The organism is Noviherbaspirillum sp. (assembly GCF_036563305.1).
Classification (GTDB): Bacteria; Pseudomonadota; Gammaproteobacteria; order Burkholderiales; family Burkholderiaceae_D; genus Noviherbaspirillum.
Map to the genome: position 1 here is coordinate 230,023 of NZ_DATCMQ010000004.1, position 21,681 is coordinate 251,703.

21 protein-coding genes are annotated in these 21,681 nt (G+C 68.5%); 12 read left to right on the top strand and 9 right to left on the bottom strand.

Features of this window, described 5'->3' with window-relative positions; genetic code table 11:
* Positions 1 to 70: 70 nt before the first annotated feature.
* The 8 genes from VIM12_RS02020 to VIM12_RS02055 all read left to right on the top strand — a co-directional run bounded on the left by VIM12_RS02020 (position 71) and on the right by VIM12_RS02055 (position 9,330).
* Positions 71 to 847 (top strand): type 1 glutamine amidotransferase domain-containing protein, encoded by a 777-nt coding sequence (locus VIM12_RS02020; RefSeq protein ID WP_331939937.1) that lies wholly within the window; start codon positions 71 to 73, stop codon positions 845 to 847.
* Positions 848 to 1,276: 429 nt separating this feature from the next.
* Positions 1,277 to 2,299, top strand: a complete 1,023-nt coding sequence (locus VIM12_RS02025) for a DctP family TRAP transporter solute-binding subunit (protein WP_331939938.1) — start codon at positions 1,277 to 1,279, stop codon at positions 2,297 to 2,299.
* A gap of 132 nt (positions 2,300 to 2,431) precedes the next feature.
* Positions 2,432 to 2,953, top strand: a complete 522-nt coding sequence (locus VIM12_RS02030) for a TRAP transporter small permease (protein WP_331939939.1) — start codon at positions 2,432 to 2,434, stop codon at positions 2,951 to 2,953.
* Positions 2,950 to 4,239: a TRAP transporter large permease gene (locus VIM12_RS02035; RefSeq protein ID WP_331939940.1), complete on the top strand. Its 1,290-nt coding sequence runs from the start codon at positions 2,950 to 2,952 to the stop codon at positions 4,237 to 4,239. Before VIM12_RS02030 ends, VIM12_RS02035 begins: the two co-directional genes overlap by 4 nt.
* A 4-nt stretch (positions 4,240 to 4,243) precedes the next feature.
* Entirely contained in the window at positions 4,244 to 5,653 is a 1,410-nt protein-coding gene (locus VIM12_RS02040; RefSeq protein ID WP_331939941.1) for an amidase, read from the top strand.
* Positions 5,654 to 5,747: 94 nt separating this feature from the next.
* Complete coding sequence (locus VIM12_RS02045) at positions 5,748 to 6,140, top strand: hypothetical protein (RefSeq protein WP_331939942.1); 393 nt, start codon at positions 5,748 to 5,750, stop codon at positions 6,138 to 6,140.
* Positions 6,141 to 6,144: 4 nt separating this feature from the next.
* A complete protein-coding gene (locus VIM12_RS02050; RefSeq protein ID WP_331939943.1) occupies positions 6,145 to 6,726 on the top strand; it encodes a class I SAM-dependent methyltransferase in 582 nt (193 codons plus the stop codon).
* A 99-nt stretch (positions 6,727 to 6,825) separates the two neighbouring features.
* Positions 6,826 to 9,330 (top strand): penicillin-binding protein 1A, encoded by a 2,505-nt coding sequence (locus VIM12_RS02055; protein ID WP_414691736.1) that lies wholly within the window; start codon positions 6,826 to 6,828, stop codon positions 9,328 to 9,330.
* 13 nt (positions 9,331 to 9,343) lie between these two features.
* On the opposite strand, the gene VIM12_RS02060 is transcribed toward VIM12_RS02055, so the two are convergent.
* The 3 genes from VIM12_RS02060 to VIM12_RS02070 form a co-directional block, all read right to left on the bottom strand.
* Positions 9,344 to 9,562 carry a DUF1059 domain-containing protein gene (locus VIM12_RS02060; protein ID WP_331939944.1) on the bottom strand — a complete coding sequence of 73 codons (219 nt, stop codon included), beginning with the start codon at positions 9,560 to 9,562 and terminating at the stop codon, positions 9,344 to 9,346.
* A 180-nt stretch (positions 9,563 to 9,742) separates the two neighbouring features.
* Positions 9,743 to 10,837, bottom strand: coding sequence for an FUSC family protein (locus VIM12_RS02065; RefSeq protein ID WP_331939945.1), 1,095 nt, complete (start codon positions 10,835 to 10,837; stop codon positions 9,743 to 9,745).
* A gap of 14 nt (positions 10,838 to 10,851) precedes the next feature.
* Positions 10,852 to 11,769 (bottom strand): alpha/beta hydrolase, encoded by a 918-nt coding sequence (locus VIM12_RS02070; protein ID WP_331939946.1) that lies wholly within the window; start codon positions 11,767 to 11,769, stop codon positions 10,852 to 10,854.
* Between the two features lie 174 nt (positions 11,770 to 11,943).
* On the opposite strand from VIM12_RS02070, the gene VIM12_RS02075 reads away from it, so the two are divergent.
* On the top strand, positions 11,944 to 12,369 hold the full coding sequence (locus tag VIM12_RS02075; RefSeq protein WP_331940096.1) for an OsmC family protein: 426 nt from the start codon (positions 11,944 to 11,946) through the stop codon (positions 12,367 to 12,369).
* 22 nt (positions 12,370 to 12,391) lie between these two features.
* On the opposite strand, the gene VIM12_RS02080 is transcribed toward VIM12_RS02075, so the two are convergent.
* Both VIM12_RS02080 and VIM12_RS02085 read right to left on the bottom strand, forming a co-directional pair.
* Positions 12,392 to 13,552 carry a hypothetical protein gene (locus tag VIM12_RS02080; protein WP_331939947.1) on the bottom strand — a complete coding sequence of 387 codons (1,161 nt, stop codon included), beginning with the start codon at positions 13,550 to 13,552 and terminating at the stop codon, positions 12,392 to 12,394.
* A 183-nt stretch (positions 13,553 to 13,735) separates the two neighbouring features.
* The gene (locus VIM12_RS02085) at positions 13,736 to 14,509 is read right to left on the bottom strand and encodes an IclR family transcriptional regulator (RefSeq protein WP_331939948.1); all 774 of its coding nucleotides are present in this window, start codon (positions 14,507 to 14,509) and stop codon (positions 13,736 to 13,738) included.
* A 202-nt stretch (positions 14,510 to 14,711) separates the two neighbouring features.
* Between VIM12_RS02085 and VIM12_RS02090 the strand changes: the two genes are divergently transcribed.
* From VIM12_RS02090 to VIM12_RS02100, 3 genes are all read left to right on the top strand, one after another.
* Positions 14,712 to 15,632, top strand: coding sequence for a polysaccharide deacetylase family protein (locus tag VIM12_RS02090; protein WP_331939949.1), 921 nt, complete (start codon positions 14,712 to 14,714; stop codon positions 15,630 to 15,632).
* Positions 15,633 to 15,642: 10 nt separating this feature from the next.
* Complete coding sequence (locus VIM12_RS02095; RefSeq protein WP_331939950.1) at positions 15,643 to 16,656, top strand: asparaginase; 1,014 nt, start codon at positions 15,643 to 15,645, stop codon at positions 16,654 to 16,656.
* A 113-nt stretch (positions 16,657 to 16,769) separates the two neighbouring features.
* A complete protein-coding gene (locus VIM12_RS02100; RefSeq protein WP_331939951.1) occupies positions 16,770 to 17,981 on the top strand; it encodes an MFS transporter in 1,212 nt (403 codons plus the stop codon).
* A gap of 135 nt (positions 17,982 to 18,116) precedes the next feature.
* On the opposite strand, the gene VIM12_RS02105 is transcribed toward VIM12_RS02100, so the two are convergent.
* The 4 genes from VIM12_RS02105 to VIM12_RS02120 all read right to left on the bottom strand — a co-directional run bounded on the left by VIM12_RS02105 (position 18,117) and on the right by VIM12_RS02120 (position 21,678).
* On the bottom strand, positions 18,117 to 18,902 hold the full coding sequence (locus tag VIM12_RS02105; RefSeq protein WP_331939952.1) for a metallophosphoesterase: 786 nt from the start codon (positions 18,900 to 18,902) through the stop codon (positions 18,117 to 18,119).
* Positions 18,903 to 18,904: 2 nt separating this feature from the next.
* Positions 18,905 to 19,444 (bottom strand): isochorismatase family protein, encoded by a 540-nt coding sequence (locus VIM12_RS02110; protein ID WP_331939953.1) that lies wholly within the window; start codon positions 19,442 to 19,444, stop codon positions 18,905 to 18,907.
* A gap of 205 nt (positions 19,445 to 19,649) precedes the next feature.
* A complete protein-coding gene (locus VIM12_RS02115; protein ID WP_331939954.1) occupies positions 19,650 to 20,048 on the bottom strand; it encodes a DUF4148 domain-containing protein in 399 nt (132 codons plus the stop codon).
* 211 nt (positions 20,049 to 20,259) lie between these two features.
* The gene (locus VIM12_RS02120) at positions 20,260 to 21,678 is read right to left on the bottom strand and encodes an efflux transporter outer membrane subunit (RefSeq protein WP_331939955.1); all 1,419 of its coding nucleotides are present in this window, start codon (positions 21,676 to 21,678) and stop codon (positions 20,260 to 20,262) included.
* Positions 21,679 to 21,681 lie beyond the last annotated feature (3 nt).

Consider the following 21,681-nt stretch of genomic DNA (forward strand, 5'->3'; position numbering starts at 1 on the left):
ACGCCGCACCTGGTGTTCTCACGCGCAGCGGCCGCCACCGGCGTCGCCGCTTTTCGGAAAGGAACCATGCATGTTCGGAAGAAAAACACTGAAGGGCCGGCGCGTCGCGGTGCTGGCCGCGGACGGCGTAGAGAAGATCGAACTGGCGGCCCCCGTCGCCGCGCTGCGCGCACAGGGCGCGGATGTCGAGATCGTTTCCCTCCATCCGGGCAGCATCCGCGCGGTCAACCTGCACGAGGCCGCGGGCACCATTGCCATCGACCGGGTGCTGGCCGAAGCCGACGCGCAGCACTATGACGGCCTGCTGATACCCGGCGGCTATATCAATCCCGACCTGCTCCGCCAGTCGGCGCAAGCGCGCAGGTTCGTGCATGCGTTCGACGTCGCGCGCAAGCCGATCGCCACGCTGTGCCATGGTCCCTGGGTGCTGGCGTCCGCCAATCTGACGCGCGGGCGCACGCTGACTTCCTGGCCGGGCATGCGCGACGACATGGTGAACGCCGGCGCCAACTGGCTCGACCGCGAGGTGGTCCGCGACGGCAACTGGGTGACCAGCCGCGGCCCGCAGGACATGCAGCCTTTCGTGCAGGCGATGTGCGAACTGTTCGCGCTGGACGCCCCCATCCCCTATGGCGCAGCGCGGGCTGCCTGGTCCGATCCGCAGCGGCGCGAGCCGCCGCCGCTGGTCCCGGCGGCGATGGCGATCCCGCGGCCGTCGGTGCGCGCGCTGCTCGGGCTGGCGGTGCTGGGCGCGGGAGTGGTGGTCGCGGCGCGCAGGCGGCAGGCCGCGACGCCGCCCCGCCCGGCCACGACGACCACCGCGCTCTCCTACAAGCCCGCCGCCTGAGGACCCGACCCATGCATGCCTACATCGTCAAGACCGCCGACGGCTACCTCCGTTCGCCGGCGACGTCTCCCTCACCGACCGCGAGGATCAGGCGGGCCGCTACAACAGCGCGGGCGAAGCCACCGAGACCGCCGAGCGCCTCGGCTACAAGGAAGGCACGTTCCGCGTGATCGCGATCGACATCGCCGACGGTGCGGCGCCGCCGGACTGAGGCAGGGGATGCATCCGCCGGCGCGGCCCGTGCAGTGGCCGCCCCGGCATCCCGGCCACACCGGCCACGCCGCTCACGCAAGGGCCGGCCGGGCGAAGGCCGCGCCCCCTGAACCGCTCCTGCGGAAGTTTTGGTAAAGTGTCCTCGCGCCAATGCGCAGAACGAGACCCAGAGCCGCCCGCCGATGCAGCGGGCCCGCACCATCCAAAGGAGTTACCTTGAGACAGTCCCTTTTCGCGCTCGCCATCGGCGCCGCGCTCGCCTTCGCCGCCCCCGCCCACGCCCAGCAGAAATACCAGCCCGAATATCGCCTGTCGACCGTGCTCGGCACCGCCTTCCCGTGGGGGAAGGGCGGCGAGCGCTGGGCGGAGCTGGTCAAGGAAAAGACCCAGGGCCGCATCAATATCAAGATGTACCCCGGCACCTCGCTGGTGGCCGGCGACCAGACGCGTGAATTCACCGCGATCCGCCAGGGCGTGATCGACCTCGCCGTCGGCTCGTCGATCAACTGGTCGCCGCAGGTCAAGGAACTCAACCTGTTCTCCCTGCCCTTCCTGCAGCCGGACTACCGTTCCGCCGACGCGCTGATGAACGGCGAGACCGGCAAGCTGATCTTCAAGGCAATCGAGCGCAACGGCGTCGTGCCGCTGGCCTGGGGCGAGAACGGATTCCGCGAGATCAGCAACTCCAAGCGCGAGATCCGCACCCCGGCCGACATGAAGGGCATGAAGTTCCGCGTCGTCGGCTCGCCGCTGTTCAACGATACCTTCACCGCCCTCGGCGCCAACCCGACCCAGATGAGCTGGGCTGATGCGCAGCCGGCGCTCGCGTCCGGCGCGGTGGACGGCCAGGAGAACCCGATCTCGGTGTTCCTCGGCGCGAAGATCAGCACCGTCGGGCAGAAGTACCTGACCCAATGGGGCTACATGAACGACCCGCTGATCTTCGTCGTCAACCGCAGGGTCTGGGAAAGCTGGAGCAAGGAAGACCAGGAAGCGGTGCGGGCGGCGGCGATCCAGGCCGGCAAGGAAGAGATCGCGCTGGCGCGCAAGGGCCTGACCGGCACCGACAACGCGCTGTGGAAGGAAGTCGAGGCGCAGGGCGTCAAGGTCACGCGGCCAGGCGCGGCCGAGCTGGAGGAATTCCGCAAGCTGACCCGCCCGGTCTACGACAAGTGGACGAAGACCATCGGCGTCGACCTCGTCAAGAAGGCCGAAGCCGAGATCGCCGCGCGCAAGTAAGCAGGAACGCGGCGAAGCACGCCGCGGGCCGGCCGCAACACCAACAGCAAGAGCATCGCCCGCGCGGTCGCGCCGCGCGGGCGGCAGCATAATGCGCCGCAGCGCGGCGCCCCGTTTCCAGGCATATTCCCCATGAGTGACCTCCCCGACAGCGCGCAATCCCGTGGCGAAGCGCCGCCGCGTATCCCGGTAAAGATCGAAGAAGCCCTGGCCGCGCTGGCGATGGCGCTGATCTGCTGCATCACCTTCGCCAACGTGATCGTGCGCTATTTCACCGACGCCTCGTTCGCCTTCACGGAGGAGTTCTCGATCTTCCTGATGGTCGTGCTGACGCTGTTCGGCGCGTCGGCGGCCTTCGTGCGCAACACCCACATCCGCATGACCTTCCTCACCGACCGCATGCCGGCGTCGCTGGCGCGCCGGACCGAGTACCTGGTCATGGCGTTGTCGGCGCTGATGTTCGCGGTGATCGCGTGGTACGGGACCTTCCTGTTCTGGGACGACTGGCAGTACGACACCACCTCGCCCGGCATCGGCATCCCGCAGTGGATCTACACGATCTGGCTGCCGCTGCTGTCGGCCGTGATCTGCCTGCGCATCCTCGGCCGCCTGGTGCGGCTGGTGCGCGCGCCTGCCGCAGGAGATGCGCAATGATCGCGGAAGGCAGCCTCATCCTGTTCCTCGGCTTCGCGCTGCTGCTGGCGCTCGGCGCGCCGCTGGCGGTCGCCCTCGGCATCGCCGGCAGCGCGGTGATCCTGGTCGAGGGACTCGGCATCATGTCGGTGCCCACCAACGCCTACAACGGCATCGCCAAGTATCCGCTGCTGGCGCTGCCGGTGTTCATCCTGGCCGGAATGATGTTCGAGCGTGCCGGCGTGGCGGTGCGCATCGTGCGCTTCGCCTCGGCGGTGGTCGGCAAGCGCCGCGGCGCGCAGGGCATCGTCGCGATCCTCGTCTGCATGTTCCTCGGCGGGATTTCCGGTTCCGGCCCCGCGGATGCGGCCGCGGTGGCGATGGTGATGATCCCGAGCATGCTCAAGCAGGGCTATCCGAAGGCGTTCTCGGCGTCGCTGATCGCGGCGGCGGGATCCACCGCGATCCTGATCCCGCCGTCGGTGGCGCTGATCGTCTACAGCGTGCTGGTGCCGTCGGCATCGGTGCCCGCGCTGTTCGCCGGCGGCGTGGTGCCGGGCATCCTCGCAGGGCTGTCGCTGATCCTGCCCACCCTGTATTTCTCGTGGAAGCATGGCTGGGGCCTGGACGATGGCGAACCGACGCCGCGCTTCTGGGACAGCTTCAAGGAAGCGATCTGGGGCCTGCTGGCGCCGGTGATCATCCTCGGCGGCCTGCGCACCGGCATCTTCACGCCGACCGAGGCGGCGGTGGTGGCGGCGTTCTATGGCCTGTTCGTCGGGCTGTTCGTCTATCGCTCGCTGTCGCTGCGCGACGTCTACCGCGTGCTGGTGGAGTCGGCCGAGATTTCGGCAGTGGTCATGCTGATCATCTCGCTGGCGGGCGTGTTCGCGCACGCCGGCTCCACGCTCGGCGCGTTCGACGCGTTCGCCGCCCTGCTGCTCGGCTTCACCAGCAGCGAGGCGATGATGCTGACGATGATCATGGTCATGCTGCTCGTCGCCGGCATGCTGCTCGACGCGGTCTCGATCTACCTGGTGTTCCTGCCGATCCTGCTGCCGATCATGGCGATCTACAAATGGGACCCGGTCTGGTTCGGCATCATCATGACGATGAACCTCGCCATCGGGCAGTTCACGCCGCCGATGGCGGTCAACCTGATGGTCACCACCCGCGTGGCGGGCATCTCGATCGAGTCCACCGTGCACTGGGCGCTGTGGATGGTGGCGGCGATGCTGCTGGCGCTGGTGCTGGTGACCGCTTTCCCGTCGCTGGCGATGTGGCTGCCCCGCACGCTTGGATACTGAACCGATGAACGACGCACTCTTTTACCTCGACGCCGCCGACATGGCCGCGGAGATCCGCGCCGGCCGCCTGTCGGCGCGCGAGCTGATGCAGGCCCACCTGGACCGCATCGCCGACGTCAACCCGCGGTTGAATGCCATCGTCACCCTGCATGCGGAGGAAGCGATGGCGGCGGCCGCGGCCGCGGACGAGGCGCAGGCGCGCGGCGAAGCGCTCGGCCCGCTGCACGGCCTGCCGGTGGCGCACAAGGACCTGATGCAGACCAGGGGAATGCGCACGACGTACGGCTCGAAGGTGCATGAACACCATGTGCCGGTGCGCAGCGCGCTGGTGGTGGAGCGCCAGCAGCAGGCGGGCGCGATCAGCATCGGCAAGACCAATACGCCGGAATTCGGCGCCGGCTCGCAGACCTTCAACGCGGTGTTCGGCGTCACCCGCAATCCCTGGGACCTGGACAAGACCTGCGGCGGCTCCAGCGGCGGTTCCGCGGTGGCGCTGGCGGCCGGCATGGTGCCGCTGGCGGACGGCACCGACATGGGCGGCTCGCTGCGCTGCCCGGCGAATTTCTGCAACGTGGTCGGCCTGCGGCCCTCGGCGGGACGGGTGCCGCAGGTGCCGTCCGTCGATGCGTGGAGCACGCTGTCGGTGAGCGGACCGATGGCGCGTTCCGTGCGCGACCTCGCGCTCTACCTGTCGGTGATGGCGGGACCCGATCCGCGCGACCCGATCGCGATTGCCGAGGACGGCGCGCGCTTCCGGCAGCCGCTGGGGCGCGACCTGAAAGGCATGCGCATCGCGTGGAGTCCCGGCATGGGCGGGCTGCCGGTGGACCGGCAGGTGAGCGCGGCGATCGACGCCCGGCGCCGCACGTTCGAAGACCTCGGCTGCATCGTCGAGGAAGCCTGCCCCGACTTTCGCGACGCGCACGACATCTTCATGACGCTGCGTGCGCACGCGTTCGAGTCCGGGCTCGGCGCCGTGATGGACCGGCATCCGGGCGTGCTGAAGGACACCGTGGTCTGGAACATCGAGGAAGGCCGCAAGCTGAGCGGCCCGCAACTGGCGCGCGCCAACAAGCTGCGCACGGCGCTGTTCCTGCGCATGCACCGTTTCATGGAGCAATACGATGCCATCGTGCTGCCGGTGAACCAGGTGACGCCTTTCCCGGTCGACCAGCAGTACGTGACCGAGATCGGCGGCGTGAAGATGGGCAGCTACATCGAATGGATGCAGTCCTGCTACCTCGTCACCGCCACCGGCCATCCGGCGCTGTCCCTGCCCTGCGCCTTCACCGACGACGGGCTGCCGGTGGGGCTGCAGCTGGTCGGGCGGCACCAGGGCGAGTTCGCACTGCTGCAGATCGCCCATGCATTCGAGCAAGTGAACCGCACCGGCAGACGGCGGCCGGCCCTGTAGCTTCGCGCCGGCCGCAACCCGTTGCTTTTCATGCATGCGGGCCGTAGAGTGGCGGCATCGGGGACAGCCAACAGGGCAACGGAGGGAACGGTCGATGACGGCACGGGATGCGGAAAGCGTGCTGCTGGATCGCTGCACCGGCGTGGCGGCAGGCAGCCAGGGCGGCGCGCGCGACGCGTGCGAAGCGAACGTGTTCCGCGTGGCCGCGATGATCCTGCGGCCGCGGTTTCCCGCGCAATCGGAACGGCTCGAGCGCGCCAGCGCCGCCTATTTCAACCGGCATCCGGACGCGCTGCTGGAAGCAGGGCAAGTCGTGCGCAACGGCTGGATCGCCGGCTTTCCGCTGCTGCGGGACATGCTGAGTCGCCGGCTTGCAAACGGCGAGGCGGCCGCCATGCATCGCGAGGCAGGCGGCGATGTCCCCTCAGGACGCTTCACATGCCACTCCATGACCAACGCGACCGGAAACGGTCGGACCAGCGGATGACAACATGAAGACCCACTCCCCCAGACGCCGCCTGCTCCTGCTCGGCGCCACCGGCGCAGTCGCCGGCCTTCCCGCGCTGCGCGCGCTGGCGCAGGTGGTGCCCGCGCCCGGGCTCGACGTTCCCTACGACCCTTCGCCGCAGCCGGTGGTCGAGCGCATGCTGCAGATGGCGTCGGTCGGCAAGGATGACCTGTTGTACGACCTCGGCTGCGGCGACGGCCGCATCGTCGTCACCGCGGCCAAGGTCTACGGAGCGCGCGGCGTCGGCATCGACCTCGATCCGAAGCGGATCGCGGAGGCCAGGGCCAATGCCGCCGCCGCCGGGGTCGAACAGCGGGTGGAATTCCGGGTCGGCGATCTCTACAAGAGCAATTTCTCGGATGCCACGGTGGTCACCCTGTTCCTGTGGCCGCACGTCAACCGCAAGCTGCGGCCGATCCTCTGGCAGCAGCTGAAACCCGGCACCCGCGTGGTTTCCCACATCTGGGACATGGGGCCTGAGTGGCCGCCGGAGCGGACCGAGACGGTGCAGGGTAGGAAGATCCATTACTGGACCATCCGCGCGGAGCACAAGCGCGCGGCCTAGGCGCGAAACGCGGCTATTTCCGGCCTTGCCTCCGTATAATCCCTGTTGCGCAACGGAACGATAAGCCGTGCGTTCCTCCCGGTCTCACAGGAACACATCTTGGAAGCAGATTTCACCCCGCCCGCTTTGCCGCGGCGGGCCGCGGCGCGCGTCGCGGGTTATTTCAGGGCCGCGGCCGACCGCAGCCTGCCCTGGCCGCGCCGCGCGGCGAGCGGCGCCAAGGCTGCCGGCAGCATGGCCGCCACCGCCCCTTTTCTCCTGCTTGCCTACACGCTCGTCCTGATCCCGTTCACCCCCGGCATCGACGACATCCGCAAGGCCAAGGCCGAGGCGCCGGCCATCCTGGTGTCGGCGGACGGCAAGGAACTGGCCGTGCTCAAGCGGATGAACCGCGAATGGGTGGAACTGGACCAGATCTCGCCGCACGTGATCGAGGCGCTGATCGCGACCGAGGACCACCGCTTCTACCAGCACCACGGGGTCGATCTCAAGCGCATCGCCGCCGGCATCCTGCGCACCCTGCAGGGCGATACCGAAGGCGGCTCGACGCTGACGCAACAACTGGCGCGCAACCTGTACCCGGAAGAGATCGGCCGCCAGCGCACGCTCACCCGCAAGCTCAAGGAGCTGATCACCGCGCTCAAGATCGAATATGCGTACTCGAAGCAGGAAATCCTGCTTACCTACCTCAACACCATGCCGTTCCTGTACAACGCCTTCGGCATCGAGATGGGCGCGCGCACCTATTTCGACAAGCCGGCGGCGAAGCTGAACGTCCTGGAAAGCGCGACCCTGGTCGGCATGCTGAAGGGCACCAGCTACTACAACCCGGTGCTGAACCCGGAACGCGCGCTGAAGCGGCGCAACGTGGTGCTGTCGCAGATGGCCAGGCGCGGCAAGCTGGAGCAGTCGCAGTTCGCGCGCCTGAAGGGCCGGCCGCTGCGGCTGGATTTCGAGCGCCAGCCGGAGCCCGCCGGCGCCATGCCGCATTTCACTGCGCATGTGCGCAAGTGGCTGGTGGACTGGGCCGACCGCAACGACTACAACCTCTATGCGGACGGGCTGGTGGTGGAAACCACCATCGATGCGCGCATGCAGGCTGCCGCCGAGCAGGCGGTCGCGCGCCGCATGCAGATGCTGCAGGCGGTGTTCGATGTCGAGTGGGCGCTGCCGTCCGACCGGCTGCTGTCGACCAGTGCCGGCGCCTACGCCGGCATGCGCCGGCAATTGCAGCCATTCGCGCATTTCTGGAAGGCGCGCGCCGACCTGCTCGATGCCTTCGTCCGTGAAACCGCCGCCTACCGGCAGGCGGTCGAGGCCGGCGCGGCGCCGGAGGCGGCGCTCGAGGCGCTGAAGAAGGACGCGGCTTTCATGGCTCGCCTGCGCGCGGACAAGACGCGGCTGGAGACCGGTTTCGTCGCGCTCGATCCGGTGAACGGGCACGTCAAGGCCTGGGTGGGCAGCCGCGACTATGCGGTCGACCATTTCGACCATGTGGCCCAGGCCCGCCGGCAGCCGGGCTCCACCTTCAAGGCCTTCGTCTACGGTGCGGCGCTGGAGGACGGCATGACGCCGGACCAGCGCTTCACCGACAAGGCGGTGGAGATCGAGATGGGCGACGGCACGGTCTGGCGCCCTTCCGACGCGTCGCTCCCCAGCGGCCGCGAGATGAGCCTGCGCGATGCGCTGGCCTACTCGAAGAACACCGTCACCGCACAGGTGATGCAGGAGGTCGGCCCGGACGCGGTCGCCGATTTCGCGCACAAGCTCGGTGTGCGGCAGAGCCCGCTGGAAGCGGTGCCGGCGCTGGCGCTCGGCACCAGCCCGGTGACGCTGCTGGAGATGGTCGCCGCCTACGGCACCATTGCCGCCGGCGGCGAACGCCGCGCGCCGTTGATGGTGACCGCGATCCGCGACCGCGACGGCAAGCTGCTCGCCTCCTTCGACAGCGAGGGCGAGCGGGTGCTGTCGCCGGACGACGCGCATGCGCTCGCCGGCATGCTGCGCGCGGTAATCGAGCGCGGCACCGGGCGCGCGGTCCGCAGCCAGTTCGGCATCCGCGGCGAAGTCGCCGGCAAGACCGGCACCACGCAGAACAGCACCGACGGCTGGTTCATCCTGATGCACCCGCGCCTGGTGGCGGGCGCATGGGTCGGCTTCAACGATGCCCGCGTCACGATGCGCAGCAGCCATTGGGGCCAGGGGGCGCAGACCGCGCTGCCGATCGTCGGCGACGTGGTCCGGCGCGCGCTGCTGCAGGGAGCGATCGACGACAAGGCGCGCTTCCCGGCGCCGCCGGAATCGATGTTCCAGGGCCTGCTGAAGACCGTGGCCGGCTGGTTCGGGCAGGACCAGGCGCCGCCCAAGCCGAAGGCCGAGCGGCCGCGCACGCGTCCCGCACCGCCGTCGGACGTCCAGCCCGACGACAGGCCGCGGGACAGGCAGCGCGAGACGACAGGCGCGCCCGCGCCCGCCGCCCCTTTCGACGAGATGGCGCGCATCCGCAGGCAGGCCGAGCAGGACCTGCCGATGCGGGTGGAAGAGCCGGCAGGCGCGGAGGCGGTTCCGCCCGAGCAGACCGGCGAGATCGCGCCGGCGCGCTGACGGTGCGCCGGCCTCAGGCGCCGGACATCGCCGGCGCCTGGATCGGCGGCGAGCCCTCCTTGAAGTGTTGTTTCAGCAGATCCCGCAGCGCGGCGGAATCAGGATGGTGATGCACGGCGACAGCATGCTGGACTGCCACTTCCAGCAGTTCGGCCTCGGAGTCGGCCGCGATGGCGACCGAGCAGTGGTTCTCGCTCGGGATCTCCCGGCAGTCGATGTATTTGCGTGACATGGCGAACTCCCCGTTCAGGTGGTCGGGTCGGCGCGCGCGAGGCCGCGTCCGGCATTGCGGGCGGGCGTGTGCGGGCAGCGTTGCCGCCGGCGATGCGCGCTGAATGCACTATAGGGCGGCGGGCGTCGGGTACAACCGCATACGCCGTTCGCCTGAGGTGGCGCAACAAGCCCGCAACAATCAGGCCCGCAGCCGGGGCGGCACGAAGCGCCGGATGAGCGGCGTGAGGGCAGCGCGGAAACGCGGACTGTGCAGGCAGATGCCGCCGAGCAGGCCGATCATGCAGCCGAGCAGCGTGTCGATGAAGCGCGCCGTCACCAGCGCATGCGGCGAACCATGCCCCAGCACGGCGGCTTCGGCCAGCAGGATGGTCAGCGGCGTGATGAAGATGCAGGCAAATGCGTAGTGGCGCACCACGGTCGACTCGATGATGAAGGTCAGCGACATCATCAGCAGCGAGATCCGCCACTTGTCCAGCGGCAGCGACAGCAGGCCCCAAGCGACCAGCAGCCCGATGGCGGTGCCGAGCACCCGTTGCAGTTGCCGGTTCCACACGGCGCGCAGCGATGTGCCCTGGATGACCGCCATGCAGCTGATCGGCACCCAGTATGGTTTCTCCAGCTGCAGCAACTGCGCCGCCGCCAGCGAGATGCCGACGCAGGCGCCGATCACCACCGAATCGAACACCACGAAATCGAAGGTCGGCGCCGGCAGCGGCGGCACCGGCTTGGGCGCATGCAGCCGCAGGATGTAGGCGCTGTACAGGAAACCGACCAGGCATGCCAGCAGGCAGCCCATGGTGAGCAGGCCGACCATCAGCGGCAGCGTGCCGGGCGGCACCGGGGTGTAGGCGCCGATCGCGGCGGCCATAATGAAGAACAGGCTGCCCGGCGGGCCCAGTCCGTAGAAGCGGCTGACCATGGTGGCGAGGATGGACGTGAAGACCAGCATCGGCATCATCAGCGCCGGCACGAAGTGGCTCAGCAGGCCCAGCGTATAGCAGGCGGTCATGCCGGAGGCGCAGGCCAGCAGCGAGATCATCCGGTGGTAGAGCGGCGTGCCGGGCAGGTACAGGAACACCAGGCCGCCGAGCGAGGCCGCCAACCCCTGGCCTAGGCGGTCGAACCAGGCCCCGATCAGCAGCGGCAGCCCCGAGGCCAGCGCCGCGGCGACCGGCATCTGCCATGCGCGGTCGCTGGCGTGGATCGTCGTCAGCTGGCGCAGCTCTTCCCGCAGCAGCGCCGGCAGGCGGCGCAACCAGCCCTGCTCGCTCATGCGTCCTTTCCTTCTCAGCCCTGCGGCGGGCGCCAGCCGAACAGCTCGCCGAATGCCTGGCGGTATTCTTCCGCGCCGAGACGCATGCTGTTGTTGTGGCTGCCGCCGTCGATCAGCAGCAGTTTCTTTGGGCCGCGCGCCGCCTCGTACAGCTGCTCGCTGAAACGCGACGGCACGTAGCGGTCGGCGGAACCGTGCACGATCAGCACCGGCAGCGAGATCTCTGCAATCTTGCTGACCGAGTCGAATTTCTGCGACATCAGCAGCTGCAGCGGCAGCCAGGGATAGCTCAGGCTGCGCGCGATGTCGGCCAGCGTGGTGAAGGTGGATTCGACGATCAGTCCCTCCGCCGCCGGCATCCCTCGGTCAGTCTGCAGCCGGTGCGCAAGATCGACCGCCACCGCGCCGCCGAGCGAATGTCCATAGATGTAGCGGCGGGCCGGATCGGGCTGCAGTTGCGCAAGGTGACGCCAGGCGGCCAGCGCGTCCTCGTACACCGTCTCTTCCGACGGCAGCTCGCCGCCGCTCTTGCCGAAGCCGCGGTAGTCGATGGCCAGCACCGAAAAACCGAAGTCGCGCAGTTGCCGGATGCGGAACACGTGGCCGGTCAGGTTCCAGCGCGCGCCGTGCAGGTAGAGCACTGCGGGCGCATCGGCGCGCTCCGCCGGCCACCACCATGCATGCAGTTGCTCGCTGCGCTCGCTGCCGACCGGCACCTGCGTCTCCTGCAGGCCGTCGGGCAGGCCGCTGTACCAGCCGGCATTGCCGGGTTCGATGCGGAAAGTGAGTTCGCGCTCCTTCTCGGCCAGGCCGGCGCAACCGGCGGCGAGCAGCGGCCCGGCGCAGAGCAGGATGCCAAGGAAGAACGGGCGGCGCCGGACGAGGGCGCGCAGGCGGTCAAGCAGACGGTTGAGTGAGAATCGGAAAGACATGCCGGTCAGGGAAAGATGGGAGGGCGTGGGCGCAGTTTCAGACCGTGGCGCAGGGGGAATGTTCGCAGATAAACGTTTTACGTGCCGGAACCGGGCGCGGCAGCCGCGGGTCACACGTTCTGCTTTTGCCACTGTTTTCGTTCCGCCAACTTCCCCACTCGCAAGGAGCCCATGATGAAACGCAGCGCATCCGCAGTCTGGCAAGGTGATCTCAAGGCAGGCAAGGGAACCATCTCGACCGCCAGCACGGTCTTGAAGGATACCCAGTATTCGTTTTCCACCCGGTTCGAGAACGGGGCCGGCACCAATCCGGAGGAACTGATCGCCGCGGCGCACGCCGGCTGCTATTCGATGGCGCTGTCGGCGGCGCTGGCCGGCGCCGGCTTCACTCCCGACCGGGTGGCGACGCAGGCCGTCGTGTCGCTGGAGCAGGTGCAGGGAGGCTGGTCGATCACCGCCGTGGAGCTGCAGCTGGATGCGAAGGTGCCCGGCATAGACCAGGCGAAATTCGAGGAGCTCGCGCAGGACGCCAAGAAAAACTGCCCGGTGTCGAAGGTACTGAATGCGGAGATCAGCCTGCGCACCAACCTGCAGGCCTGATTGCGTCGTCGCGCCGGCCCGGTCAGGCCGGCGTCGCCTGCTCCAGCGCCCTGCCCCGCCACAACAGCCCCTTGCCCACCACATACTCGAGTGCGGTCGCCGTCGCGAGGACCGCGGCGCCCGTCACCAGCAGCTCGAACTGCGTCAGCCACAGCGAGACCCACCAGAACAGGCACAGCGACAGCATGCGCAGTCCCCACAGCACGAGTTCGCGCGCGAAGATGCGGTCTGACAGATCGCCCTGGATGTCCAGCGTGCGCTGGTTGAGCACCTGCTCGCTGGCGAGCAGGAAGGGCGCGCCGGCGGCCTTCAGGATCGAGTACAGGATGTACAGCCCCGGCACCCAGGCGCTGGCGCCGAGCAGCACGAAGGCCAGCCCGACCACCAGGCAGGAGATGCCCAGCCATTGCGCGCGGTTGTCGACATCGCGCTGCTTGCGGGTGAAATAGAGGGCGATGCCGCCGACGAGGCCGGCGCAGGTCGAGACCCAGCCGAAATGCATCGCGCTGCCCAGGGCATTGACCGCGCCGGCGGCGGCCATTGCCTGGCCGATGCCGAACAGTCCCGACTCGAGGAAGAACAGCGGCAGGCAGGCGACGAACTGCGGCTGCCGCAGCACCGCCAGCGGATCGCGCAACGCGACCGGCTCGGTATCCGGGATCGCCTTGCCGAGCAGGAGCGCGCCGGCGAGGCAGAGCACGCCGTACATCCAGTACACGTAGCGCGCCTTCTCGCCGGCCGCGCCGAGCAGCAGCGTCGCCAGCAACGTCATGCCCACGCCGAGCACCACGACCGCGGTGCAGGAACGCGCCGCATAGCTGTCGCGCTCGCCGTCCTTCAGCAGCGCCATCTCCAGCGCATGCCGACCGCCCCAGGTCAGCCCGAGATAGGAACCGAAGGCAATCGCCATGCTGGTCACCGACGCGTCGCCGAACAGCAGCAGCACCCCCGGCACCACGAAACCCAGCCGCAGCAGCCGCCGTCCGGACAGGTTCAGGCGCGGGCCGAAGCGATAGGCGAGGAAGGTCGCCAGCATTGCCACGGTCAGCATCGACGCGCTGTAGCGGAAGATCGCGTGGATGTCGTTGCGGCCGACGACGAAAAAGCCGATGAAGCCGCCGAGGCTGCCGACCGCGCCTTGCAGGCCGATCAGGGGAAGGAGTGCGCGCTGGTGCGAGGACATGGTCTGGGCAAGGAAGAATCCCGCTCAGACATGATCAGAAGAAAGATAGTTCCGAAAAGAAATGTGCTGTCGCGGTCATTGCCAGACCGCCAACGTCAAGCGGCAGTGCGAGCGGCTCGCCGGCATCCACGGCGCCGGCTCGCCGACGCCTGGCCTGAAGCGCCGGCTCGCAGGCTTCCTGGCTCACTGCCGCAGCAGGCCCGCAATCTCCGCCGCGGCGTCATGCAGCAGCGGCAGAATCTCCCTGACGCGCTTGTCGGTCATTCGCGTCTGGGTCGCCGCCACGGTGATGGCGGCGATGGCCGCACCGGTCGCGCTGCGGATTGGCAGGCCGACCGCGCTCACGCCCGGCACCGCCTTGTTGGCGATGAAGGCGTATCCCTGCTGCTGCGCCCGGATGCAGTGCTTGCGCAATTCCTCGGTGTCGAGCTCGCCGTAGATGCTCAGGCGCGGCGCAATCGATTCCAGCGTCCTCGTCACTTCCGCCTCCGACAGGCAACTCAGCAGCGCCAGGCCGCCGGCGCTGACCCCAAGCGGCTGGCGGCTGCCGACCGGTACCGCCGGCGTCTGGATCGGATAGGTGCCCTGGATGCGGCTCAGGCACACCGCATCGTTGCCGCTGCGGACGAACAGGAAGCTGGTATCGCCGGTCCGTTCGGCCAGCATGTCGAGCACCGGCTGGCAAATGTCGCGCAGGTTGAACTGGTGCGCCGAGGCCAGGCCGAGCTCGAACACGAGCGGGCCGAGCGTGTAGCGCCGCGAAGACCCGTCGCGCACCAGCATGCCTTCGCGCATCAGTGCCTGCAGCAGCCGATGGGCGGTAGGCGGTTCCAGCTCCAGTCCGGCCGCCAGGTCGGTCAACCGCATGCCGCCCGGCGCATGCTGTGCGATCAGTTTCAGGGCGCGCACCGCGCGGGTGACGGTCTGTGCGCCGGGCACGGATGAAGAAGTCGTCATGAGCAATTTCCAAATAATGGAATAAAAGACAAAGCGATTGACACTGTCTTGCTGCGGAAAATAGCATCAGCTATCGACTTTGCCATATTCCACGCCTCGCCGGGTATGCCAGCCAGCAAGGAATTTCCAATTAGTGGAATTTCAGCAGGCAGACCGGACGCGGACTTTCGTCCAACCAGTGCCCTAGCCAAGGAGCAGTCCCATGAGCGACCAACTTTCCGGCAACCCGGCTGCCGGCCCCTCTTCACGCGAACGCGTGCCCTACGAGCCGATCACGCAACGCCGCCCTTTCGTCCTGCCGGACGGAGCACGCGTCGCGGTCTGGACCATCGTCAACATCGAGAACTGGCTGCCGCAGAACCCGATGCCGCGCACCGTCCTGCCACCGCCGATGGGGCAGCCGCTGCTGCCCGACGTGCCCAACTGGTGCTGGCATGAGTACGGGATGCGAGTCGGCTTCTGGCGCTTCCTGGAGGTGCTGCGGTCGCGGAACCTGCGCGCCACGCTGGCGCTGAACGGCACCGCGTGCACCGAGTACCCCGCAGCCTGCCGGGCCGCGCTGGACGCCGGCTGGGAATTCATGGGCCACGGCCTGGTGCAAAAACCGATGCATCGCGTCGAAGACCAGGCCGATGCGATCCGGCAGACGGTGGAGGCGATCCGCGCATTCACCGGGAAGCCGCCGCGCGGATGGGAAAGCCCGGGCCTGACCGAAACCGCCGAGACCATCGACCTGCTGGCGGAAGCGGGCATCGAGTATGTGGCCGACTGGGTGCTGGACGACCAGCCGGTGCCGATCCGGACCCGCAGCGGCGAGATGGTGTCGGTTCCGTACACCGTCGAGATCAACGACGTCGTCATGTCGGCGATCCAGCAGCAGCCGTCCGACGAGATCTTCCGCCGCGGACGCGACCAGTTCGACCAGCTGTACAAGGAAGGCGCAACGATTCCACGGGTGATGGCGATCTCCATCCACCCCTACCTCACCGGCGTACCGCACCGGATCAAATACCTGGAGGCGCTGTACGACCACATCCTGTCCCATCCGGGCGTGGCGATGTGCACCGGCGAGGAAATCCTCGACATCTACAAGGCGCAGGGCGCGACGCGCCAGGCGAACTAGGGAGATGGCGATGACATTGCCGCGTGTTTTGCTGATCTCCACCGGTGGCACCATCACCATGACCAGCGGGTCGTCCGGCGGCATCGCGCCGACGCTGACCGGCGAGGACCTGGTGCGCGCCGTGCCGGAGCTGGCGGGCCGGGCCGCGCTCGAGGTCGTGTCGTTCTCGATGATGCCGGGGGCGTCCCTGACGCCGGGCGACCTCGTGCGCATCGCCGAACTGATCGATGCCCGGATGACGGAAGGATTCGCCGGCGCGGTGGTGGTGCAGGGCACCGACACCATCGAGGAGACCGCCTTCGTGCTCGATACGCTGGTGGCGTCCGACCGGCCGGTGGTGGTGACCGGCGCGATGCGCGGCGCAGCCGCCCCCGGCGCCGACGGTCCCGCCAACCTGCTGGCCGCGGTGACCGTGGCCAGCTCCGCCGCCGCCGGCGGACTGGGCGCGGTTGCCGTCCTCAATGACGAGGTCCACGCCGGGAACCGCGTGCAGAAGGGGCACACGGCATCGCCGTCGGCATTCGTCTCGCCCGGATTCGGACCGGTCGGCCGGGTGATCGAGGGCCGCCTGCACCGCTACGCACGGCTGCCACGCAGGGCGGCGCTGCCGCGGCCGGTCGGGGTGGATGATGTCCCGGTCGCCCTGCTGAAGATTCCGCTTGGCGACGACGGCCGCCTGCTGGCCGCGCTGCCGTCGCTCGGGTATCGCGGCGCCGTCATCGACGCCATGGGCGCGGGGCATCTGCCGGCGCATTTTTCGGAGAAGGTGGAGCAGCTGGCGCGCGTCATGCCGGTCGTCCTGTCGACGCGGGTGGCATCCGGGCCGGTGTTCCAGCGCACCTATGGCTTCAAGGGTTCCGAAATGGACCTGATCGCGCGTGGCGCGATCCCCGCGGGCTACCTGACCGGCGGCAAGGCCTGCCTCCTGCTGCGCCTGCTGATTGCCGGCGGGCTGGCCGGCGACGCGCTGCGCACGGCGTTCGTCGAACGCGGCAATGCCGTGCTGGTGGACGCGCCCGACTAGGCGGGTCGTGCGTTCCCCAGGTCCGGCCGCAGCAATCCCGGACCGGAAGCCAGGAGTGGAAGGACAGGCATGCCGGAACCCCGGCATGCACAACACGTGGATGGAGACTTGAGATGAACAAGGATAAAGCCGCACTCGGGATGTTCATCATCCTGCTGGTGTCGTATGTGATCAACGCGATGGACCGACAGCTGTTTTCGGTGCTCGCCCCCGATGTGCGGTCGGCGCTCGGCCTGAGCCTGCCGCAGGTCGGCCTGGCGGCGACCGTCTTCACGCTGGGGATGGGCGTGGCCGGCATCCCGACCGGCTACCTGCTCGGCAAGATGTCGCGCCGCGCGGTGACCATCATCGGACTGATCATTTTTTCGGCAGCCACCTACCTGACCGCCTATGCGAAGGGCATGCCGGACCTGCTCCTGTACCGCTTCGTTTCCGGCCTCGGCGAAGCGATGCAGCTCACCGCCCTGCTGGCCATCGGCACCACCTACTTCCTGCGCCATCGCGCGCTGGCGGCGAGCTCGCTGAACTTCACCTTCGGCATCGGCGCGATCATCGGGCCCAATCTCGGCGCCGCCATCCTCGGCGCGACGCAGTGGCAGATGCCGTTCATGGTGTTCGGCCTGATGGGCGCGGTGGTGCTGGTGCTGATCATGCTGTTCGTGAAACCCTGGTTCACCGAGACGCAGGTGAGCGAACAGGACGCCGGCATGGTGCGGGAAGACGGCCTGGCCGACACCATCTGGGCCCGGACGCCGATGACGCTGGCGCTGGCGACGGCCTTCGCCGGTCTCGCCATCTACGGCTACCTCGGCCTCTATCCGACCTTCCTGCGCGATGCCCTCGGCTTCACGCCGAAGGAGGCCGGCCTCGCGGTGAGTTTCTACGGCTTCGGCGCGCTGCTGTCGCTGTTCGGCGGCTGGCTCGGCGACAAGTACGACTACCGCAAGCTGCTGATCGTTTCGCTGATCATCTCCGCGGCGAGCGGCGGCATCCTGTTTGCCGGGCTGGGCAAGTCGCTGGCGCTCCATATCGTGTTCTCGTTCGTGTTCGGTGCGGCGATCAGCGGCATGGTGTACTCGAACCTGTCGGCCGGCATCATCAAATCGGTCAAGCGTCGGAACGCGTCGTATGCCTCCGGCCTGTTCGTCGCCAGCCTGTATATCCCGGCCGCATTCGCCGGGTATCTGCTCGGTGTGCTGAAGGAGGACTTCGGCTGGTCTGCCGCCGGCATCGCGCAGGTGGCGGGATGCGCGCTGATCTCGGCCGTGCTGGCATGGATTGCGGCGGTCGGGCAGCGGCAGCCGGTGCCGCATCCGCAGGCCTGATCTCCCTGGCAGGCGACGCGCAGGGCCGGCCGGTCGCCGGTCGTGCGCGCCGCCGCGCAGTGGCCACCGCAGCGAATTACCCGGGCCGGCGCGTTGCCCCTCCCTTTCGGGCCGGCCCTCTGTTCCTCCCCGGCCTCAGACCGCGATCACCAGCCCCGCCTGGAACAGCGGATTCTCCCACTCGATCTGCGCCGGATTTTCCGCCGCGTTGCGGTTGCGCGCATAGCCGCGCGGATTGGCAATCACCCGCGTGCCGTTCACGATGTAGTCGAAGCTGTCGTGCACATGGCCATGTATCCATGCGGCAGGCTTGCCCATCAGCGCCGTCAGGTCGCTCGCAAATGCGGCGTTGACGGGCGAGCCGGCGAAGCGTGGATGGATCGACCCCGCGTGCGGCGCATGATGGGTGACCACCACCGTCGGGCCGTCGAAAGGCGCCGCCAGCCGCTCCTCCAGCCAGGCGCGCGAGCGCAGGTGCTGCTGCAAGGCGTCCGCGGCGAGAAACAGCCGGTCGCCGTGCCGGATGAAGCGATGGTCGTAAAGCATGGCGTTGGCCTGGGCCATCAGCGGCTCCCGGTCGCCGCCGGCAACCAGGTAGTCGGTCCACAGGCAGCAGCCGAGAAAGCGGACGCCGCCGATCTGGCACTCGTCGTGTTCGAGAAAATGCACCTGGGTGCCGGCCGAGCGCGCGCGCAGCTGCGCGATCAGCTCGCCGTACTCATGGTGATAGCCCTCATGGTTGCCCATCACGTACACCACCGGCACCGGCCAGTCGGCAAAGGTGGCGAGCGCGCCGTCGCCGGCATGAATGTCGCCGGCGATCACGAGCACGTCGGCATCCGCCGGCGCGATCACGCGATAGCCGGGAAAGCGCTGCTGGAGCAGGTCGAGGTGGAGGTCGGAAGCGATCTGTATTTTCATGGTCACCGGATCAGTTGCAGCATGTCGCGAAAACGCGGATGGCCGCTGTTGCGCAGCCACTCGAACAGGACCATCTCGGTCGTGAGCGGTTCGGCGCCCGCGGACTGCATCCGCTGCAGCGCCATGGCCTTGTTGCCCGGGTGGCGCGAGCCGGCGGCATCCGCGGCCAGCCGCACATGATACCCGCGCCGGCGCAGGCCGAGCACCGTCTGCAGCACGCACACGTGCGCCTCGCAACCGGCAACGATGAGCTCGTCCCGGCCGGGCGGCAGCGCGTCGAGAAAGCCCGCCGCCGCCGTGGCATCGAAGTCGGTCTTGGCGATGGCGTCGCCGCAGAACGGGGCGAGGTCGGGTACGCATGATCCGAGCCCTTCCGGATTCTGCACGGTGGCCACCACCGGCACCCCGAGCATGCCGGCCATGCTGGCCAGCCTGAGGGCATTGGCGGCGACCGTGGCGCCGTCGTGGATCGCCGGCATCAGCCTCGCCTGCAGGTCGATCAGGATCAGCGTGCTGCGCTGGGCATCGCAAAGTGTGTTCATGGCGGGATTCGGCACGTGGAGGATTCGTGCCACAGGATAGCGGGATTGCGCCAGGCGCGTGCGGCGGCAAAAAAAACCCGCGGAGGGTATCCGCGGGTAAAAATCCAACTCTTGGACGGAGTGGAGGAGACGCATTGCGGAAAGTCGCCATTGCAGCGGCCTTCCTGATACGGCGGCCGGGCGCGTGGCCCGGCCGGTCATGCCGTCAGCTGCCGGAGCTCGTGTCCTTGGCAGTGGCGCCACGCGCAGCCTGCAGGGCCTCGCGGCGGACGTCGTCACGGCTGCGTGTCGACGCAACCCGGGTGAACTCGACGTACTCCGGCGCTGCCGTGGCCGCATAGCGGCCCGCGGCGTAGTCGCGCTCCAGTTCGGCCTGGACTTCGGCGCGGGTCTTGCCTGCGGACGCGTTGCCCGCGCTGGCGAATTCGACGTATTCGGTCTGGCGCGATGCGATGGCGGGGGCGCCGCTCAGCTCGGCCTGCACTTCGGCGCGGGTCTTGCTGCCGACGAACCGGCTCTGGTCGACGTACGGGTAGGTGTCGTCCGCGAAGGCGGAACCGGCAGCGAGAACAGCAACTACAGCGATGAGATTCTTGACGTTCATTTTCAACTCCTGTTCAGGTAAGTGCATCTGTGCCCATGTGATGCAGCACAGTCTAGCGATCGCGCGATGTGAGAAAAACAGCAATTGTCGCAATGCACCATTTCTGATTCCGAAACAATGCTGCTTGCTCTGCCTGCCTGACTCACGTTCGCGCACCTGTCTCCTGTGTACGGCTTCAGTCGAGCCGCACTATCGATATCCAAAATCCGGCTTACCAGCCGCCGCCCAGCGAGCGCACCAGCGCCACGGTCGTCACCGCCCGTGCTCCGCGCAGCTGCACGGCCGTGCGTTCGACGGCGGCCAGGTTGCGCTGGGCGTCGAGCACGTCGATGTAGCCGGACCGTCCTGCCTGGTACAGCTTGTCCGCCAGCTCGGCCGAACGGCGGGCGGATGCGAGCGCGTCGTCGATCGCCTGCGCCTGGCCGGCAAGCGTGCGCAAGCCTGCGAGGTTGTCCTCGACTTCGGCGAACGCGGCCAGCACGCTCTGCCGGTAGATTGCCGTCGCCTCTTCCAGCGCCGCTTCCGAACGTACGATGTTGGCGCGGTTGCGGCCGCCGTCGATCACCGGCAGCGACAGCAGCGCGCCGATCACCCAGCTACGGCTGCTCCACTGGAACACATCGGCCAGCTCGGTCGATTCGCCGCCTCCGGCGGCGGTCAGGCGCAGCGCCGGGAACATCGCCGAACGGGCGACGCCAATGCGGGCGTTCGCCGCGATCATCGTGCGCTGCGCGGCGCTGATGTCGGGACGCCGCTCCAGCAGCGCCGAAGGCAATCCGGCCGGGATCGACGGCAGCAGGCTGGCGGTGAGCAAGGGATTGCTGCCCGCGCTGAAGGATGAGGCGGGGCGGCCCAGCAGCACCGCCAGCGCATGTTCCAGCTGCGCGCGCTGCCGTTCCAGCGCGATCGCTTCCGAGCGCGTGGTCGACAACTCGGTCTTCGAGCGCGCCAGGTCCAGTTCGCCGAGGTCGCCGAGGTCGTAGCGTCGCTGGTTGATCCGCACGTTTTCCTCGCGCAGGCGCACCGTCTCGTTCAGGAACGCGAGCTCGGCATCGGCGGCGCGCAGCCGGAAGTAGACCTGCGCAACATCCGCCTGCAGCGCCAGCAACACCGACCGTGTCGTGGCTTCGCTGGCTGCGGCATCCGCCTGTGCCGCGCTGACGTTGTTGGCCACGCGACCGAACAGGTCCACCTCGTAGCTCGCCGTCAGGCGCACCTGGTTCGCCGTGGCCGGCGACACCCGCGTGCCTTCCGGCAGGCCGAGCGCCAGCGGCGAGGAGCGGCCGCGCTGCACGCCGGCCTCCACGCCGACCTGCGGAACGCGGTCGGCCTCGACGATGCCGGCAATCGCCCGCGCCTGCTTCATGCGCGCCACCGCCGCGGCGAGGCCCGGGTTGCCCGCTGTCGCCTCGTCGACCAGCCGGTCCAGCGTACTGTCGTTGAATGCCTTCCACCACTGGCCGCGCTCCTGCGCCTCCGCAGGCTGCGCCGCCTTCCAGCGGCCCTGCTCTTCCTTCCATGCGGCCGGCAGGTCGATATCGGGCGCGCGCAGCTCGGGGGCCGCGCAGCCGGCCAGGACCAGGGCCGCAAGCAGCGGCGTGGCCAGTTTCATCACACTCGTTTTTTTCATGTT